At 68.9% G+C, this 16,946-nt stretch carries 14 protein-coding genes; 4 read left to right on the top strand and 10 right to left on the bottom strand.

What is annotated here, in order from left to right; genetic code table 11:
• The first annotated feature begins 62 nt into the window (after positions 1-62).
• Both ACLBX9_RS09060 and ACLBX9_RS09055 read left to right on the top strand, forming a co-directional pair.
• Positions 63-1,031: a tyrosine recombinase XerC gene (locus ACLBX9_RS09060; protein ID WP_447718686.1), complete on the top strand. Its 969-nt coding sequence runs from the start codon at positions 63-65 to the stop codon at positions 1,029-1,031.
• Positions 1,032-1,185: 154 nt separating this feature from the next.
• A complete protein-coding gene (locus ACLBX9_RS09055) occupies positions 1,186-2,043 on the top strand; it encodes a response regulator (RefSeq protein ID WP_039893883.1) in 858 nt (285 codons plus the stop codon).
• 193 nt (positions 2,044-2,236) lie between these two features.
• Here ACLBX9_RS09055 and lpdA read toward each other — a convergent pair whose 3' ends face one another.
• From lpdA to gloB, 9 genes are all read right to left on the bottom strand, one after another.
• Positions 2,237-3,637 carry a dihydrolipoyl dehydrogenase gene (lpdA, locus tag ACLBX9_RS09050; RefSeq protein ID WP_447718685.1) on the bottom strand — a complete coding sequence of 467 codons (1,401 nt, stop codon included), beginning with the start codon at positions 3,635-3,637 and terminating at the stop codon, positions 2,237-2,239.
• A gap of 67 nt (positions 3,638-3,704) precedes the next feature.
• Positions 3,705-4,460, bottom strand: a complete 756-nt coding sequence (locus ACLBX9_RS09045; RefSeq protein ID WP_010685289.1) for an SDR family oxidoreductase — start codon at positions 4,458-4,460, stop codon at positions 3,705-3,707.
• A 7-nt stretch (positions 4,461-4,467) separates the two neighbouring features.
• Positions 4,468-5,787, bottom strand: a complete 1,320-nt coding sequence (odhB, locus tag ACLBX9_RS09040; protein WP_010685288.1) for a 2-oxoglutarate dehydrogenase complex dihydrolipoyllysine-residue succinyltransferase — start codon at positions 5,785-5,787, stop codon at positions 4,468-4,470.
• A gap of 91 nt (positions 5,788-5,878) precedes the next feature.
• Positions 5,879-8,866: a 2-oxoglutarate dehydrogenase E1 component gene (locus ACLBX9_RS09035; RefSeq protein ID WP_010685287.1), complete on the bottom strand. Its 2,988-nt coding sequence runs from the start codon at positions 8,864-8,866 to the stop codon at positions 5,879-5,881.
• A gap of 171 nt (positions 8,867-9,037) precedes the next feature.
• A complete protein-coding gene (gene sucD, locus ACLBX9_RS09030) occupies positions 9,038-9,922 on the bottom strand; it encodes a succinate--CoA ligase subunit alpha (RefSeq protein ID WP_012317924.1) in 885 nt (294 codons plus the stop codon).
• 2 nt (positions 9,923-9,924) lie between these two features.
• Complete coding sequence (gene sucC, locus ACLBX9_RS09025; RefSeq protein ID WP_447718684.1) at positions 9,925-11,121, bottom strand: ADP-forming succinate--CoA ligase subunit beta; 1,197 nt, start codon at positions 11,119-11,121, stop codon at positions 9,925-9,927.
• Positions 11,122-11,233: 112 nt separating this feature from the next.
• Positions 11,234-12,196 carry a malate dehydrogenase gene (mdh, locus tag ACLBX9_RS09020; protein WP_010685284.1) on the bottom strand — a complete coding sequence of 321 codons (963 nt, stop codon included), beginning with the start codon at positions 12,194-12,196 and terminating at the stop codon, positions 11,234-11,236.
• Positions 12,197-12,595: 399 nt separating this feature from the next.
• Positions 12,596-13,108, bottom strand: a complete 513-nt coding sequence (locus tag ACLBX9_RS09015; protein WP_244625695.1) for a TetR/AcrR family transcriptional regulator — start codon at positions 13,106-13,108, stop codon at positions 12,596-12,598.
• A gap of 411 nt (positions 13,109-13,519) precedes the next feature.
• Positions 13,520-14,296, bottom strand: a complete 777-nt coding sequence (gene gloB / locus ACLBX9_RS09010) for a hydroxyacylglutathione hydrolase (protein WP_447718683.1) — start codon at positions 14,294-14,296, stop codon at positions 13,520-13,522.
• A 142-nt stretch (positions 14,297-14,438) separates the two neighbouring features.
• Between gloB and ACLBX9_RS09005 the strand changes: the two genes are divergently transcribed.
• Positions 14,439-15,173 (top strand): class I SAM-dependent methyltransferase, encoded by a 735-nt coding sequence (locus ACLBX9_RS09005; protein WP_447718682.1) that lies wholly within the window; start codon positions 14,439-14,441, stop codon positions 15,171-15,173.
• A gap of 69 nt (positions 15,174-15,242) precedes the next feature.
• Complete coding sequence (locus ACLBX9_RS09000) at positions 15,243-15,956, top strand: MarC family protein (protein ID WP_010685280.1); 714 nt, start codon at positions 15,243-15,245, stop codon at positions 15,954-15,956.
• Between the two features lie 27 nt (positions 15,957-15,983).
• On the opposite strand, the gene ACLBX9_RS08995 is transcribed toward ACLBX9_RS09000, so the two are convergent.
• On the bottom strand, positions 15,984-16,946 hold a 963-nt coding region (locus tag ACLBX9_RS08995), incomplete at its 5' end, for a hypothetical protein (RefSeq protein ID WP_447718681.1).

Here is a 16,946-nt window from a genome sequence, read left to right as displayed (position 1 = left end):
CGTCCGTGCGAGCCGTCGTGTGCATTAAGGGCGCGGCAAGACTCATTCGATCGATTGAACGCATGACCGCGTCCCTCACGACCGACGACCTGATGCTGATTCCGGGCGACCCGCGCCTGCGCGAACTCGTCCGGGCCTGGACGGAGGGGCTCGCGCGTGAGCGGCGGATGTCGCCCAACACCGTAGAAGCCTACGGGCGCGACCTGCGCCAGTTCCTCCGCCATCTGGCGTCGCGTCAGGGCACGCCCACGATCCCGATGCTCGTCGCCCTGAAGGTTCGCGACATCCGCGCCTTCATGGCCGCGCGCCGGGCCGACGAGGTGTCCGGCCGCTCGCTGATGCGCATGCTCGCCGGATTGCGCTCCTTCGCGCGCTACCTGGAACGGGAGGGCCACGGCACCGTCTCGGCGCTGGGCGGCGTGCGCTCGCCCAAGGTCCCGCGGCGCCTGCCCCGCCCCCTGCCCGTGCAGGCCGCCGTTGCACTCACCGATACGGGCATTCGGGCCGGCGAGGAGCGCGAGCCCTGGGTGCTCGCCCGGGACGCCGCGGTGCTGGCGCTCCTCTACGGGGCAGGCCTGCGCATCTCGGAGGCCCTCGGCCTTGCCCGTCGCGACGCGCCCCTGCCCGGCAGCGATCAGGTCACGGTGCTCGGCAAGGGTGGCAAGCAGCGCATGGTGCCGATCCTGCCGGTGGTGGCGCGGGCGGTCGCCGATTACGTGGCCGCCTGTCCGCTGCCGCTGCCGCCGGACGGCCCGCTCTTCGTCGGAGCCCGGGGCGGGCCCCTCTCGCCGCGGATCATCCAGTACACCGTCGCCCGGGCTCGCGGCGCCCTCGGCCTGCCCGACAGCGCCACGCCACACGCCCTGCGCCACTCGTTCGCGACGCATCTGCTCGCCCGCCAGGGAGAATTGCGAGCCATCCAGGAACTTCTGGGGCACGCCTCGTTGTCGACCACGCAGCTTTACACCCACGTCGACGCCGCCCGGCTGATGAGTGCCTACGCGTCCGCCCACCCGCGGTTTAGCCGCTAATTCATCCGGTTTGAGCAGCAGTTATTGATTCCGAGTGTAGGGGATTTAGGGCTGATAACCTCAAGTCTGAGTGAACAGCCGATTTTTTTAAGATCTTCGTCACGATCTAAGTCCACTGTCAGCGTCAGGGAACGGATCGGCTCGGACGGACGCCATGGGGCTCGAAGACAGGAGGAGGTCGGCGCGTGTCGTGATCGCGGATTGCGATGCGGGTCGACGCGACTCTCTGCGAACGGTGGTGCAGCGCTTCGATCCGCAGGCCGTCATCGACGAGGCAACCTCCGGCCAAGCCCTGTGCGACATCCTGCTCCAGCACCGCCCCACCCTCGCCTTCGTCGGGCTGCAGCTCGAGGATCTCAGCGGACCCGAGGCCGTGGCAGTCGCCCGCCGGGCCGGGGCCGAGCCGCCTTGCCTGGTCTTGGTGGCGACCCGCGTCATGCCGCACTGGCAGGAGATCGCCACCAGTCTCGGGGCCTACGAGGTCCTGAAGACGCCCCTCGACCCGAGTCATATCGAGCAACTCCTGCACGCCGATGTCCGACGCCGGGCGCCGACACGGGCGCTCCTCGCCTGCTCGACCCCGGCCGGCCGCTCGGCGATCAGCCGCGTGGTGGCCCGGAGCGGCTTCGCGATCGAACTCGACGAGACCGATGATGGGCGCCATGCCCTGAAGCAGCTGAAGCTCGCGTCCTACGACTTCGCCTTCATCGACGTGAAGCTCAACGGAATCGACGGGCTTGAACTCGCCTGCCAGATCCAGCCCCTCGGGCTCGCCACGCGGATCACCCTGCTGACCACCGCCGAGCTGGAGTCGGTCGCCCAGGCGGGCCGCTACTTCGGCGTCGACGCGGTGCTGCGAATGCCGTTCTACGCCCGCGACATCGACCTCGCCCTGCACAACGCGTTGGGTCTCCGCCGGCCGTATCTGCTGAATGCGCTGACCGCGCCGCCCGCGCCGAGCGCCTTGCTGCGGATCGCCGACCTGCCGAACGCCCGGCGCAAGATCGCCTGATCCCGCGCCACCTACGGCTTCAGCCTGCCGTGACCGCGAAGCGGGCCTCGCGAGCGACGCTCCACGGGTCCCGGAGCGATCTGGAGGCCCCCATCGAGGCCTCCGCTGCGCTTCGGCACTAGCACGAGAGGGCGTGTCTGAGATCCACGCCCGGTACACCGGACTGAGTGGACGCCCGGCGTCCCCCCTTCGGTCAGACGTGGATGGCGCGCTTGTTCACGGCCAGCGCGGCTTCCTTGACGGCTTCCGTGAGCGTCGGGTGCGCGTGACAGGTCCGGGCGATGTCCTCCGACGAGGCGCCGAACTCCATCGCGACCGCCACCTCGGCGATCAGGTTGCCGGCATCCGCGCCGACGATGTGCACGCCGAGCACCCGGTCGGTCTGGGCGTCCGCCAGCACCTTCACGAAGCCGTCCGTGGTGCCGTTCGCCTTGGCCCGGCCGTTGGCCGTGAAGGGGAACTTGCCGGCGTTGTAGGCGACGCCGTCCTTCGTCAGCTCCTCCTCGGTCTTGCCCACCGAGGCGACCTCCGGGAACGTGTAGACCACGTTGGGGATCACGCCGTAATTCACGTGGCCGGACTGGCCGGCCAGCATCTCGGCCACCGCCACACCCTCGTCCTCGGCCTTGTGGGCGAGCATCGGGCCGGCGATCACGTCGCCGATGGCGTAGATGCCGGTGACGTTGGTGGCGTAGTGCGAATCCGTCTGGATGCGCCCCTTGTCGTCGCGCTGAACGCCGACCGTGTCGAGGCCGAGCCCTTCCGTGTAGGGCACCCGGCCGATGCAGACGAGGACCACGTCCGCCTGCAGCGATTCCGCCGCGCCGCCCCCGGCCGGCTCGACGGTGACGCTCGCACCCTTCTTGCCGACCTCGACGCCCGTCACCTTGGTGGACAGCTTGAAGGCGATGCCTTGCTTGGTCAGGATCCGCTGGAACTGCTTGCCGACCTCGCCATCCATGCCGGGCAGCACGCGATCCAGGTACTCGACCACCGTGACCTCGGAGCCGAGCCGACGCCAGACCGAGCCTAGTTCGAGACCGATCACCCCGGCGCCGATGACGAGGAGCTTCTTCGGCACCCGATCGAGGTCGAGGGCGCCGGTCGAGGAGACCACGATCTTCTCATCGATGGTGACGCCGGGCAGGCGTGCCACGTCGGAGCCGGTGGCGATGACGATGCTCTTGGTCTCCAGCATCTGGTTGCCGCCATCCTCGGCGATGACCTCGACGCGGCCCGCCCCGGCGATCCGGCCGGTGCCGTGGAAGGTGTCGACCTTGTTCTTCTTCAGCAGGAACTCGACGCCCTTGGTGTTGCCGGCGACGCCCTCGGCCTTGAACGCCATCATCTTCTTCAGGTCGAGCTTCGGCGTGCCGACATCGATGCCGAGATCGGCGAAGTGCTTGTTGGCCTCCTCGAATGCCTCGGAGGCGTGGAGCAGCGCCTTCGACGGGATGCAGCCGACGTTGAGGCATGTGCCCCCGTGCGTCGCGCGCTTCTCGACGACCGCGGTCCGCAGGCCGAGCTGCGCCGCGCGGATCGCGCAGACGTAGCCGCCGGGACCGGTGCCGATGACGACGAGATCGTAGGACATGCAGGTTCGCTTCCGCTCGGTCGTGCCGCGTCGCTGACGGGCATGGAATGTCAGGTCGGGTCGAGGCTCAGCGGCCGCCGCCGACGTCGAGGATGGCGCCCGTGGTGTAGGAAGCCTCCTCCGAGAGGAGCCACACGATCGGCGCGGCGACCTCCTCGGCGGTGCCCGCCCGGCCGATCGGGACGCCAGGTCCAAGGCGCTCCACGCGGTCAGGCTCACCGCCGCTGGCGTGAATCTCAGTGGCGATGATGCCGGGCGCCACCGCGTTGACGCGGATGCCTTCGGCGGCCACCTCGCGGGCGAGGCCGATCGTCAGTGAATCGATCGCGCCCTTCGAGGCGGCGTAGTCCACGAACTGGCCGGGACCGCCCAGCCGCGCCGCCACCGAGGACAGGTTCACGATCGCGCCCCCGGTCCCGCCGCGCTTCGTGGACATCCGCCGCACCGCCTCGCGGGCGCAGAGGAAGCTGCCGACCACGTTGGTGGTCATCATCCGCTGCAGGCGGGTGAGGCTCATGTCGGCGACGTCGGACTTCACGTCGACCACGCCGGCATTGTTGACCAGCGCCGTGAGCCGACCGAGCCCGTCGGCGGCCTGGAACAGGGCAATCACGTCGGCCTCGCTGCCGACATCGCCCTTCACGGCCAGCGCCTTGCCGCCCCTGGCGGTGATCGTGTCGACTATGCCTTGCGCCGCGGCGGCGTCCGACACGTAGCTCAGGCAGACCGCATAGCCGCGCTCGGCCAGGAGCAGCGCCACGGCCCGGCCGATGCCGCGGCTGCCGCCGGTGACGATGGCGACCCTGTTCTCAGCGCCCGACATGACAGCCTCAGAGGTCCAGCACGAGGCGAGCCGGATCCTCCAGCGCCTCCTTGACCCGCACGAGGAAGGTCACGGCCTCCTTACCGTCGACGATGCGATGGTCGTACGACAGGGCGAGGTACATCATCGGCCGCGCCTCGATCTTGCCGGCGCGGACCACCGGGCGCTCCTCGATGCGGTGCATGCCGAGGATGCCCGATTGCGGCGCGTTGAGGATCGGCGTCGACATCAGCGAGCCGTAGATGCCGCCGTTGGTGATCGTGAAGGTGCCGCCCTGCATCTCCTCGATGGAGAGCTTGCCGTCGCGGGCCTTCTTGCCGAAGCCGGCGATCTTCTTCTCGATGCCGGCGATCGACAGGTCGTCGGCGTCGCGCACCACCGGGACGACGAGGCCCTTATCGGTGCCGACCGCGATGCCGATATGGTAGTAGTTCTTGTAGACGAGGTCCTGCCCGTCGATCTCGGCGTTCACCGCCGGCACGTCCTTGAGGGCGCCGATCACCGCCTTAGTGAAGAAGCCCATGAAGCCGAGCTTCGTGCCGTGCTTCTTCTCGAAGATGTCCTTGTACTGGCTGCGCATCGCCATCACGGCCGACATGTCGACGTCGTTGAACGTCGTCAGCATCGCAGCCGTGTCCTGCGCGTCTTTGAGGCGGCGCGCGATGGTCTGGCGGAGCTTCGTCATGCGCACGCGCTCCTCGCGCGCGGCATCGTCCGGCGCCGAGGGGGCACGCGGCAGGGTCGGACGGGCCTCCTTGGCGGGTGCCGCAGACGGGGCCGGGCCCTTGGCGATGGCGCCGAGCATGTCGCCCTTGGTGACGCGGCCGTCCTTGCCCGATCCGTTCACGCCCGACGGATCGACGCCGGATTCGCGGGCTAGCTTGGCCACCGCCGGGCCGTTGTCGCCCGCCGGGCGCTGCTGCGCTGCTGGGGCGGCCGCGTCGCCGTGGTTTCCGTAGCCGGCCGAGGATTCCTGGGCCGGCGCCTCGGCCTTGTCGGAGGAAGCGGCCTTCGGGGCCTCGCTGCGGGTCTCGGTCTTGGACTCGGCCGCCTTCGGAGCTGCCTTCTTGGCCGGCGCTGCGCCCGCCCCGGCCTCGACGATCGAGCCGAGGAGCGCGCCGGGCTCCACGGTCTCGCCGTCCTTGACGAGAATCTCGCCGAGCTCACCCGCCGCCGGAGCGTTGACCTCCAGGGTCACCTTGTCGGTCTCGAGTTCGACGATCGGCTCGTCGGCCGCGACCGTGTCGCCCGGCTTCTTGAACCAGCGGCCGATGGTGGCCTCGCTCACGGATTCGCCGAGCGTCGGGACGAGGATGTCGGTTGCCATAGGTCTTGCACTTCCGGATCGGTTCGGCCGTGCCGGACGGCCAGGAGTGAGAGGCGGCGGCCGGAGCAGGCCGCCGCCAAGTCCCAAGAAATCAGACCGCCAGGGCCTCGTTGAGGAAGGCCTGGAGCTGCGCCTGGTGCTTCGACATCTGGCCGACCGCCGTGGAGGCGGAGGCCGGACGGCCGACGTAGCGGGCGCGCTTCACCGCGGAGCCGGCCTGGCCGAGCACCCATTCGAGGTAGGGCTCGACGAAGGACCAGGAGCCCATGTTCTTGGGTTCCTCCTGGCACCAGATCACGTCGGCGTTGCGGAAGCGCGCCATCTCGTTGGCCAGCGCCTTCAGCGGGAACGGGTAGAGCTGCTCGACGCGCATCAGGTAGATGTCGTTGAGGCCGCGCTTCTCCCGCTCCTCCAGCAGGTCGTAGTAGACCTTGCCGGAGCACAGCACGACGCGGCGGATCTTGTCGTCGCGCACCAGCTTGTTCTGCGCGCCCTCCTCCTCGGCGTCGTCCCAGAGCACGCGATGGAAGGTCGAGCCCTCGGCGAGCGCGTCGAGGTTCGAGACGGCGCGCTTGTGGCGCAGCAGCGACTTCGGCGTCATCAGCACCAGCGGCTTGCGGAAGTCCCGCTTCAGCTGGCGGCGCAGGATGTGGAAGTAGTTCGCCGGCGTCGTGACGTTGGCGACCTGCATGTTGTCCTCGGCGCAGGCCTGGAGGTAGCGCTCCAGGCGGGCGGAGGAGTGTTCGGGCCCCTGCCCCTCGTAGCCGTGCGGCAGCAGCAGCACGAGGCCGGACATGCGCAGCCACTTGCGCTCGCCGGACGCGATGAACTGGTCGATCACCACCTGGGCGCCGTTGGCGAAGTCGCCGAACTGCGCCTCCCACAGGACCAGGGCGTTCGGCTCGGCCAGCGAGTAGCCGTACTCGAAGCCGAGCACCGCCTCCTCGGAGAGCATCGAGTTGATGATCTCGATGGACGCCTGCCCCTCGCGGATGGAGTTGAGCGGCGTGTAGCGCTGCTCGTTCTCCTGATCGATCACCAGGGCGTGGCGCTGCGAGAAGGTGCCGCGCTCGACGTCCTGGCCCGAGAGCCGGACCCGGTTGCCGTCGAGGAGGGTCGCCCCGAAGGCCAGCGCCTCGGCGGTCGCCCAGTCGATGCCCGCCCCGGTTTCCACCGCTTTGGCGCGGTTGTCCATGAAGCGCTGGATCGTCCGGTGCAGGTGGAAGCCCGGGGGCACCTGCGTGATCCTGCGGCCGATCTCCTGGAGGGTCTCCGCCGAGACGGCGGTACGGCCGCGGCGCGGATCGTCCACGTCCTCGTGCACGGCCTTCACGCCGGACCAGCGCCCGTCGAGCCAGTCGGCCTTGTTCGCCTTGTAATTGTTGGCGACGTCGAGCTCGCTGTCGAGCATCCCGCGGAACTCGGCCTTTCGGGCGTCGAGCGCCTCCTGGGTCACGGAGCCGTTCTCGACGAGCTTGCGGCCGTAAGTCTCCAGCACCGACGGGTGCTTGCGGATCCGCTGGTACATCTTCGGCTGGGTGAAGGCCGGCTCGTCGCCCTCGTTGTGGCCGAAGCGGCGGTAGCACAGCATGTCGATCACGACCGGCTTGCCGAACTTCTGCCGGTACTCGACCGCGACCTTCGCGGCGAAGGTGACGGCCTCGGGATCGTCGCCGTTGCAGTGGAAGATCGGCGCCTCGACCATCTTGGCGACGTCGGACGGGTAGGGCGAGGAGCGCGAGAAGCGCGGATCGGTGGTGAAGCCGATCTGGTTGTTGATGATGAAGTGGATGGAGCCGCCGGTGCGGTGACCCTTCAGGCCCGACAGGCCGAAGCACTCCGCCACCACGCCCTGGCCCGCGAAGGCGGCGTCGCCGTGGATCAGGAGCGGCAGCACCGTGCGGCGCTCGATGTTGGGCTTGGCCCACTGGTCCTGCTTGGCGCGGACCTTCCCGAGCACCACCGGATCGACGATCTCGAGGTGCGACGGGTTGGCGGTGAGCGACAGGTGGACGTTGTTGCCGTCGAAGGCGCGATCCGAGGACGCGCCCAGATGGTACTTCACGTCGCCCGAGCCCTCGACCTCGGCCGGGGAGGCCGAGCCGCCCTTGAACTCGTGGAACACCGCCCGGAAGGGCTTGGCCATCACGTTGGTGAGCACGTTGAGCCGGCCGCGATGGGCCATGCCGAGCACGATCTCGCGGACGCCGAGCGCGCCGCCGCGCTTGATGATCTGCTCCAGCGCCGGGATCATCGACTCGCCGCCGTCGAGACCGAAGCGCTTGGTGCCGGTGTACTTGAGGTCCAGGAATTTCTCGAAGCCCTCGGCCTCGATCAGCTTGTTGAGGATCGCCCGGCGGCCCTCGGGGGTGAAGGAAATCTCCTTGTCCTTGCCCTCGATGCGCTCTTGGATCCACGCCTTCTCGGCGGGGTCGGAGATGTGCATGAACTCGACGCCGAGCGTCTGGCAGTAGGTCCGCTCTAGGATGTCGACGATCTCGCGGATCGTGCCGAACTGGAGGCCGAGCACGTTGTCGAGGAAGATCGGGCGGTCCCAGTCGCTTTCCTGGAAGCCGTAATGCTGCGGGTGCAACTCCTCGTGGTCGCCACGCGGGGCGAGGCCCAGCGGGTCGAGCTTGGCGTGCAGGTGGCCGCGCATGCGGTAGGAGCGGATCAGCATGATCGCCCGCACCGAATCCTTCGTCGCCTGTTCCACCGAGACGCCGGTGGTGGCCGTGACGCTGTCCTGCGGCTTTCCGGGCTTGGCCTCCTTGGCCTCGCGCGCGACGATCTTGTCGCCGATCGCCTTCTCCAGCGCGCCCCAGTTGCCATCGAGCGCCGAGACCAATTCGCCGTTCAGCGGCACCGGCCAGTTCGGCCGCTCCCAGGAGGCGCCGGCGGCGTTCTTCTCGACCAGGGTCTCGTCCTCGCCGAGACCCTTGAAGAAGGTCTGCCATTCCGGATCCACGGAGGACGGGTTGCGGGCGTAGGCCGCCTGCAAGTCCTCGATGTAGGCGGCGTTGGCGCCGTAGAGGAACGAGGTTTCGAGGAGCGCTTCGTTCACGTCCTGGCGTGCCATGGTGCGTCCATCCTGTCGCGCGGGCAGGAGCCCTGCCCTTCGGGATCTCCGTCAGCGCGGCGGAGCGCCCTCAAACCGAAACGGGGCGGGTGACCGCCCCGCTGAAATCGTCTGCACGCCCGATATGGGGGTTGCGGCCCTGCGATGGCCGCAACGCAGGCGCGCGGGGCCTCAGCCCTTCAAAACCTCGACGAGCGTGGAGCCCAGCCGGGCCGGCGACGGCGACACGCGGATGCCCGCGGCCTCCATGGCGGCGATCTTGTCCTCGGCGCCGCCCTTGCCGCCCGAGATGATCGCGCCGGCATGGCCCATGCGGCGGCCCGGAGGCGCCGTGCGGCCGGCGATGAACCCGACCATCGGCTTCTTGCGCCCGCGCTTGGCCTCGTCCTTCAGGAACTGCGCCGCCTCTTCCTCGGCCGATCCGCCGATCTCGCCGATCATCACGATCGACTCGGTCTTCGGGTCGGCGAGGAACAGCTCCAGCACGTCGATGAATTCGGTACCCTTCACCGGATCGCCGCCGATGCCGACCGCGGTCGTCTGGCCGAGGCCGGCATTGGAGGTCTGGAACACCGCCTCGTAGGTCAGCGTGCCCGAGCGGGACACGATGCCGACGGAGCCGGGCCGGAAGATGTTGGCCGGCATGATGCCGATCTTCGACTCGCCGGCCGTGACGATGCCCGGGCAATTCGGCCCGACGAGGCGCGACTTCGAGCCGGTGAGCGCCCGCTTCACCCGAACCATGTCGAGCACCGGAATGCCCTCCGTGATGCAGACGATCAGCGGCACCTCGGCGGCGATCGCCTCGCAGATCGCATCCGCCGCGCCCGGCGGCGGCACGTAGACCACCGAGGCCTCGGCGCCCGTGGCCTCGCGGGCCTCGGCCACCGTGTCGAACACCGGCAGGCCGAGATGGCTTGAGCCGCCCTTACCGGGCGACGTGCCGCCGACCATCTTGGTGCCGTACGCGATGGCCTGCTCGGAGTGGAAGGTCCCGTTCTTGCCGGTGAAGCCCTGGCAGATGACCTTGGTGTTGGCGTCGATCATCACCGACATGATCAGGCTCCCTTCACGGCGGCGACGATCTTCTGGGCGGCGTCGTCGAGGTCGTCCGCCGGGATGACGTTGAGGCCCGAGTTGCGGATGATGGCCTTGCCCTGCTCGACGTTGGTGCCCTCCAGGCGCACCACCAGCGGCACCTGCAGGCCCACCGCCTTCACGGCGGCGATCACGCCGTTGGCGATCACGTCGCACTTCATGATCCCGCCGAAGATGTTGACGAGGATCCCCTTCACGTTCGGGTCGGCGGTGATGATCTTGAACGCCGCCGTGACCTTCTCCTCGGAGGCGCCGCCGCCGACATCGAGGAAGTTCGCCGGCTCCTCGCCGTAGAGCTTGATGATGTCGAGCGTCGCCATGGCGAGGCCGGCGCCGTTGACCATGCAGCCGATCGTGCCGTCGAGCGCGATGTAGGCGAGGTCGTACTTGGACGCCTCGATCTCCTTGGCGTCCTCCTCGGTCTCGTCGCGGAGCGCCATGATGTCCGCGTGCCGGTAGAGGGCGTTCGAATCGAAGGCCATCTTGGCGTCGAGGCACTTGAGGTGCCCGTCGGCGGTCAGCACCAGCGGGTTGATCTCCAGCAGGCTCATGTCCTTGGCCACGAAGGCCGCATAGAGCTTCTCGGTCAGCGCGGCCGCTTCCTTGGCCTGGGCGCCCGACAGGCCCAGCGCCTTGGCGACGGCGCGGCCGTGATGGGGCATCACGCCCGTGGCCGGGTCGACCGCGATCGTGTGGATCTTCTCGGGCGTGTCGTGGGCGACCGCCTCGATGTCCATGCCGCCCTCGGTGGAGACCACGAAGGCGACGCCGCCGGTGGCGCGGTCGACCAGCATCGAGAGGTAGAACTCTTCGGCGATCTGCGCGCCTTCCTCGATGTAGAGGCGGTTGACCTGCTTGCCGGCCGGGCCGGTCTGGATCGTCACCAGCGTCTGGCCGAGCATCTCGCTGGCATATTGCTTCACCTCGTCGATCGACTTGGTGACGCGCACGCCGCCCTTGGCACCCTCAGGTGCGCCCTTGAAGGTGCCCTTCCCGCGGCCGCCCGCGTGGATCTGGCTCTTCACGACCCAGACCGGGCCGCCGAGCTCCTTGGCGGCGGCCTCGGCCTCCGACGGGTTGAAGATGGCCACGCCGCGGGAGACGGGCAGACCGAACTCCTTCAGCACGGCCTTGGCCTGATATTCATGGATATTCATCGGAGCCTCGTAGGGAGGAGCGAATAGGTGGCAGCGGGCGGCGCGTAGAGAAATCGAGCGATTGGGATTCGAATCTCCGAACGCTACGCGCTGCCCGGTCTCCGCTTACCGGTCAGGCGAGGTTGCTGTCGACGCCCTTGCAGGCCTCGATCAGGCCCGTCACCGAGGCGACCGACTTCTCGAACATCGCCTTCTCGGCGGCGTCGAAGGTCACTTCCAGCACGCGCTCCACGCCGTTGGCGCCGATCACGATCGGCACGCCGATGAACATGCCCTTCACCCCGTACTGGCCGTCGAGGTAGGCGGCGCAGGGCAGGACCCGCTTCTTGTCGCGCAGGTAGCTCTCCGCCATGGCGATGGCGGAGGCCGCGGGCGCGTAGAAGGCCGAGCCGGTCTTGAGCAGGTTGACGATCTCGCCACCGCCCTTGCGGGTGCGGTCGACCATGGCGTCGAGCTTCTCCTGGGTGGTCCAGCCGAGCTTGACGAGGTCGGTCAGCGGCACGCCCGCGACCGTGGAGTAGCGGGTCAGCGGGACCATGTCGTCGCCGTGGCCACCGAGCACGAAGGCCGTGACGTCCTCCACCGAGACCTTGAACTCCTCCGCGAGGAAGTGGCGGAAGCGGGCCGAGTCGAGAACGCCGGCCATGCCGACGATCTTGTTGGTGGGCAGGCCGGAGAACTTCTGCAGCGCCCACACCATCGCGTCGAGCGGGTTAGTGATGCAGATCACGAAGGCGTCCGGCGCGTAGGTCTTGATGCCCTCGCCCACCGCCTGCATGACCTTGAGGTTGATCCCGATCAGGTCGTCGCGGCTCATGCCGGGCTTGCGCGGCACGCCGGCGGTGACGATCACCACGTCGGCGCCCTTGATGGCGGCGTAGTCGCTGGCACCCGCATAGGTCGCGTCGAAGCCCTCGACCGGGGCGGCCTCGGCGATGTCCAGTGCCTTGCCCTGCGGCACGCCGTCGACGATGTCGAACAGCACCACGTCCCCGAGATCCTTGAGGCCTGCCAGAAGAGCCAGGGTGCCACCGATCTGGCCGGCACCGATGAGGGCGATCTTGTTGCGCGCCATGTCGGATTCGTCTCCGCTGCGTGTCGAGGTCGATGCTGCGTCGGGCGATGCCGGGGCTGCTCGTCAGCCTGTTGCGGACCCGGCTTCGCCGCTCTGAAATCTGCGCGGCTGTGTGGCCGAAAAGCACCGCCGCTTCAACCCGATGCCGGGCGTCGAGGCCCCTCGTCCTTTAGACCGGGGCGGCCGGACAACCGCCGGCCCGCATATGGAAACGTCAACGTGGCGAAGGTTTTAGGTGCACTGCACCCAGCCGATGGCGTGCCGCAAAGCTTGGATGACAGATATGAAAAGCTGTCATTTTGTGGTCTCCCGCGCCGACCTGTCGATCGACTGGCCGGAAACGCAGAAGGCCCGGACGCAAGGTCCGGGCCTTCACAGAGACAGCGGCTTGGCGACGAGTCAGAGCACGCCGGAGCGCAAAACCCGTTGGATCGCGTGGATCACGGCGCCGAACCGGGCTTCGATCAGATCGCGCGGCACCTCCGCATCGTGCTGAATCGCCAGCGGATGCGTGAACCGGTAGCTCGCGTCGAAGATGTAGGCGATCGCCCGCTCGCGGTCCCGCGCCGAGAAGATCCCCGAGGTGATCCCCTCTTCGACCACGCGCTCGACGAGGCTGCGCAGGCGCACCCGGTGCCGGCGGGCGATCGGACGGGCCGCCACGGTGGCGTCGAGATGCACCGCGAACAGGTTCGGCTCGTCGAACAGCGCGTCGCGCTGGACCGTCGCCAGGGCCGTCAGCAGCCGCTCGATCTTGTCGTCGGCCGGATCCGGGGCGTCGGCGATCCCGGCGAGCCGGGCCTCGACTTCGCGGAGCCATCGGCCCGCCACCGCGTCGAGAAGCGCGTCTTTCGACGGGAAGTAACGGTAGACATTGGCGTGCGTCATGCCGGCTTCGGCAGCAACGGCCACGACCGTCACACGCTTGGGCCCAAGGCGTGAGAGATGCTCGGTGGCGATGCCGAGCAACCTGACATCCGCCGCCACAGGGGTGCGGGGCCGCTGCGTGCCGGCATCGCCGGCGTCGCGGATCGGGCCGGTCTCGGCGTCGTCGGTTCCAGGAAGCTTGGCCTTGGCGGCGAGCGACTCTTCCTTGGACCCGGCAGACTCTGGCTTGAGAAACGGAAGAGGAAGGCGGGAAGTGGACAGGTGGTAGGGCGAGACGGACCCCCATCATACCGGCTGAAGCGTCCCGGCGCTTCGCGTTGACGTTGCGGCTTCCCCCCGGGAGCCCGGTTACCTGAGCGGATTAGGACCGCTTAAACATCCCTATGTGTCAGTTTGCCTTGAGAAGGCAACAAATTTTTCTCGTTATCACCTGCATCAGAAGCGGTTCTTCCACGACCTTAGAGCGACGAAGACGATTTCGGGGTCACTTTCTGGCGGCATGCCGACGGATTTGGCCAGGGCGGGCAGCGCGCTGCGCAGGAACGGGTTGGTCGCCCGCTCCGCCCCCATGGTCGACGGAATGAGGAAACGGCCTTCCGCCTTCGCCCGCTCGGCCTCCGCGAAACGCGCCTTGAGATCCGGGTTTTCCGGATCCGCCGCGAGGGCGAAGCGCGCGTTGGAGAGTACGTAGTCGTGGCCGCTGAACACCTGGGCTGCGTCGGGCAGCTCGTCGAAGCGCCGCAGCGACCGGTAGAGGGTTTCTGGCGGGCTCTCCATCACGCGGCCGCAGCCCAGCGTGAACAGCGTGTCGCCGGCACAGACGATCCCGGCCTGCGCGAACCAGTAGGTGACGTGGTCGGCGCAGTGGCCCGGCGTCTCCCAGACCTGCGCTTCCAGATCGCCTACCTGCACCGTGTCGCCCTCGCGCACCGTGACGTCCACCTGCGGGACCGCGTCGCCGGCCCTGGCGGGTGCGACGACCCGCGCGCCGGTGGCCTGTTTGACCGCCGGGATGCCTTCGACGTGGTCGCCGTGCCGGTGGGTGACGAGGATGTCGGTGAGCCGCCAACCGGTCTCGTCCAGCGCTGTCAGGACCGGCCCGGCCTCCGGCACGTCGATCGCCGCGCAGGCACCGGTGGCGGGATCGCGGATCAGGACGCCGATATTATCGCTGCGACAGAGGAAGGTGCGGATCTCGGTCTCGGCCGCCATCGGATGAAGATCCTCCGTTCCGCGCGAAAGCTGCCGCGGTGAACGGGCGGCGGTGTGGCCGGGTTCCTTCGCCGCTTGCCCCGGGCCGTCCGGCTCACCATTGAGTACGGTGAACGTTCCGGCCCCGGTGTCCTGTCCTTTCATGCGTCTCGACGTCAATGGCTTGCGGGCCTTCTACGCCAGCCCCCTGGGCCGCACGACGCATCGCGTGGTCGGCCGCGCGCTGCACGAGTTCCTGGGCTCGGTGTCGGGCCTGCGCGTGCTCGGGATCGGCTACGCCACCCCGTATCTGGGCCCGATCCACTGCATCGCCGAGCGGACGCTGGCCTTCATGCCGGCGACCCAGGGGGTGGTGAACTGGCCGAGCTCCGGCCGCTCCTGCGCGGCGCTGGCCGATCCGACGATGATGCCCCTGCCCGAGGCCGCAATCGACCGGGTCATCCTGGTCCACGCCCTCGAATCCGTGGAGAGCCCGACCGAACTGCTTCAGGAGGTGTGGCGGACGCTGACGCCGGGCGGCCGGATGATCCTGGTGGTGCCGAATCGGCGGGGGGTCTGGGCGCGCCGCGAGGCCACGCCCTTCGGCCACGGCCAGCCCTACAGCCGCTCGCAGCTCGGGCAGCTGATGCGCGACACCCTGTTCTCCCCCGTGAGCTGGTCGGAGACGCTCTACATGCCGCCCGTGCGCTCGCGCCTGATGCTGCGCACCGGCCCGGCCTGGGAATGGGTGGGCACCAGCCTGTCCCTGCCCTTCGCGGGTCTGCACGTGGTCGACGCGACGAAGCAGCTCTACCGGCCGGTCGCGGTCCAGCAGGTGCGGCGGGCGCGCCGCCTCGCGCCCGCGCGCGTGCTGGTACCGGCGCCCTCCCCGGGCTGAGTGTGACGTCCGCGCCATGTCTCGGAAGGCTTCGGTCGTCTAGACGGTCCACAACCGGGACCGATTCCGATGAGCATCGATTTCACCGCCCAGCAGTTCCTGCTCGCCCTCTCGGGCCTGATCTCGATCGTGAACCCGATCGGCGGCGCCTTCATCTTCGCGCAGGTGACAAGTGCCTACAGCCACGCCGACCGCGTGCTGCTGTCCCGCCGGATCGGCGTCTACGCCGCGCTGGTGATGCTCGGCGCCCTGTGGGCCGGCACGCCGATCCTCAACTTCTTCGGCGTGAGCCTCGGGGCGCTGCGTATCGCCGGTGGCCTCGTGGTGATGTCCTCGGCCTGGACCCAGCTCAACCGGCCGGAGGCGCGGGAGGCGCGCAAGCAGGCTGAGGCCTCGGGGTCGACGAGCCGGGCTGCGGCTCCGACCGAGCCGCAGGGCGACCCGGCGCCGGGCCCCCTCGCCGAGATCGCTTTTTTCCCCCTGACCCTGCCATTCACCACCGGGCCGGGCACGATCGCGGTCGCCATCACCCTCGGCGCGAACCGGCCCGCGGCCTACGCGGAGCGGCTCGGCTTCTACCTCGGCGTCACCCTGGCCGCCCTGGTGGTGGCCGCCGCCGTCGCCCTCCTCTACGCATCGGCCGACCGGGTGGTGGCGCTCATCGGGCCGGCCAGGGCCCGCGTCACAGGCCGCCTGTTCGCCTTCCTGCTGCTCTGCGTCGGCACGCAGATCCTGATCAATGGGCTCATCGACGTGTTCGCGCCGCTGGGTGCGGCGCGATGAGGTCGGGTCCGGCGCGGGCGGCGCCGATCAGATGATCGGCATCTCGCCGAGGCCGCCGAACAGGGCGGCGTGGCCCACGTAGTAGAGGAACAGGAAGGCCGCCAGCGCCGCCCCGTACCAGGCCGGCGCCATCAGCGCCTGCCGGGCCCGCACGGTTGCCGTTGCATCGTCGGCCGCGATGGCCAGGAGGACCACGATGATGCCGGAATGGCCGATGGCGTCGACCTTGCCGAACTCAAAGATCGCCGAGACGAAGATCGCCGCCAGGATGATCGCGGCGCTGCGCCGGACGAGGGGCGTCCAGATCAACGCGAAGGCCAGGGTGAACTCGATGACGCCGGCGGCCTGCATGAACAGCGCGGGCGTCGCGCCCATGGTCATCTGCGGCTTGGCGGCCAGCAGCGGATCGGTCCACTGCGGGTAGGCCCACTTCTCGATGGAGGCCCACATCAGGGTCACGGCGGCGGCGTAGCGCACGAGGTCGAGGGGGCGCAGGCCGAACGGATCCAGCCCGAGGCCCTGGATGATCAGGTAGGCGGCGATGCCGAGGAAGATCGGGTAGTCGGCGAGATGGAACAGGCCGTACTGCGCGGTGGCAAAGCTGAACAGGAAGACGATGCCGAGGCCGGTGAGCGGCATGGTCCGGCGCCAGATCAGGCAGCCTGCCATCGCCAGTTGCAGCCACGGGATCCAGGCCAGGTCGGTCTTGAGTTCCGGCGTGAGGATGATGCCGCCCAGGCTCCAGAGGGACACCAGGAAGAAGCCCAGCGTGCAGCGGACCAGAAGCTCGGTGTCGGTCCGGATCCGGGCGGTCACGCGATCGAGCGCCCTGAGCAGCGCACCGCCCAGCGGGGTCCCCTCGGCCAGGCAGCCCGCCATCAGGCAGACCAGGGCAAGACCGGTCAGCCACTCGAAGTCCGGGCACAGCACCTGCTCGAGACCCTGCGGCTGCCCGGCCACATCGTAGGCGCAGAACCACTTCACGTGGGC

It is taken from the genome of Methylobacterium sp. A49B, assembly GCF_053346215.1.
This window is presented reverse-complemented; position numbering and strand designations above follow the sequence as displayed.

Excerpts from the sequence above, each read along its gene's own strand:
- ACLBX9_RS09060 (WP_447718686.1), top strand. The coding sequence starts at position 63 with ATGACCGCGTCCCTCACGACCGACGACCTGATGCTGATTCCGGGCGAC.
- ACLBX9_RS09055 (WP_039893883.1), top strand. The coding sequence starts at position 1,186 with ATGGGGCTCGAAGACAGGAGGAGGTCGGCGCGTGTCGTGATCGCGGAT.
- lpdA (WP_447718685.1), bottom strand. The coding sequence starts at position 3,637 with ATGTCCTACGATCTCGTCGTCATCGGCACCGGTCCCGGCGGCTACGTC.
- ACLBX9_RS09045 (WP_010685289.1), bottom strand. The coding sequence starts at position 4,460 with ATGTCGGGCGCTGAGAACAGGGTCGCCATCGTCACCGGCGGCAGCCGC.
- odhB (WP_010685288.1), bottom strand. The coding sequence starts at position 5,787 with ATGGCAACCGACATCCTCGTCCCGACGCTCGGCGAATCCGTGAGCGAG.
- ACLBX9_RS09035 (WP_010685287.1), bottom strand. The coding sequence starts at position 8,866 with ATGGCACGCCAGGACGTGAACGAAGCGCTCCTCGAAACCTCGTTCCTC.
- sucD (WP_012317924.1), bottom strand. The coding sequence starts at position 9,922 with ATGTCGGTGATGATCGACGCCAACACCAAGGTCATCTGCCAGGGCTTC.
- sucC (WP_447718684.1), bottom strand. The coding sequence starts at position 11,121 with ATGAATATCCATGAATATCAGGCCAAGGCCGTGCTGAAGGAGTTCGGT.
- mdh (WP_010685284.1), bottom strand. The coding sequence starts at position 12,196 with ATGGCGCGCAACAAGATCGCCCTCATCGGTGCCGGCCAGATCGGTGGC.
- gloB (WP_447718683.1), bottom strand. The coding sequence starts at position 14,296 with ATGGCGGCCGAGACCGAGATCCGCACCTTCCTCTGTCGCAGCGATAAT.
- ACLBX9_RS09005 (WP_447718682.1), top strand. The coding sequence starts at position 14,439 with ATGCGTCTCGACGTCAATGGCTTGCGGGCCTTCTACGCCAGCCCCCTG.
- ACLBX9_RS09000 (WP_010685280.1), top strand. The coding sequence starts at position 15,243 with ATGAGCATCGATTTCACCGCCCAGCAGTTCCTGCTCGCCCTCTCGGGC.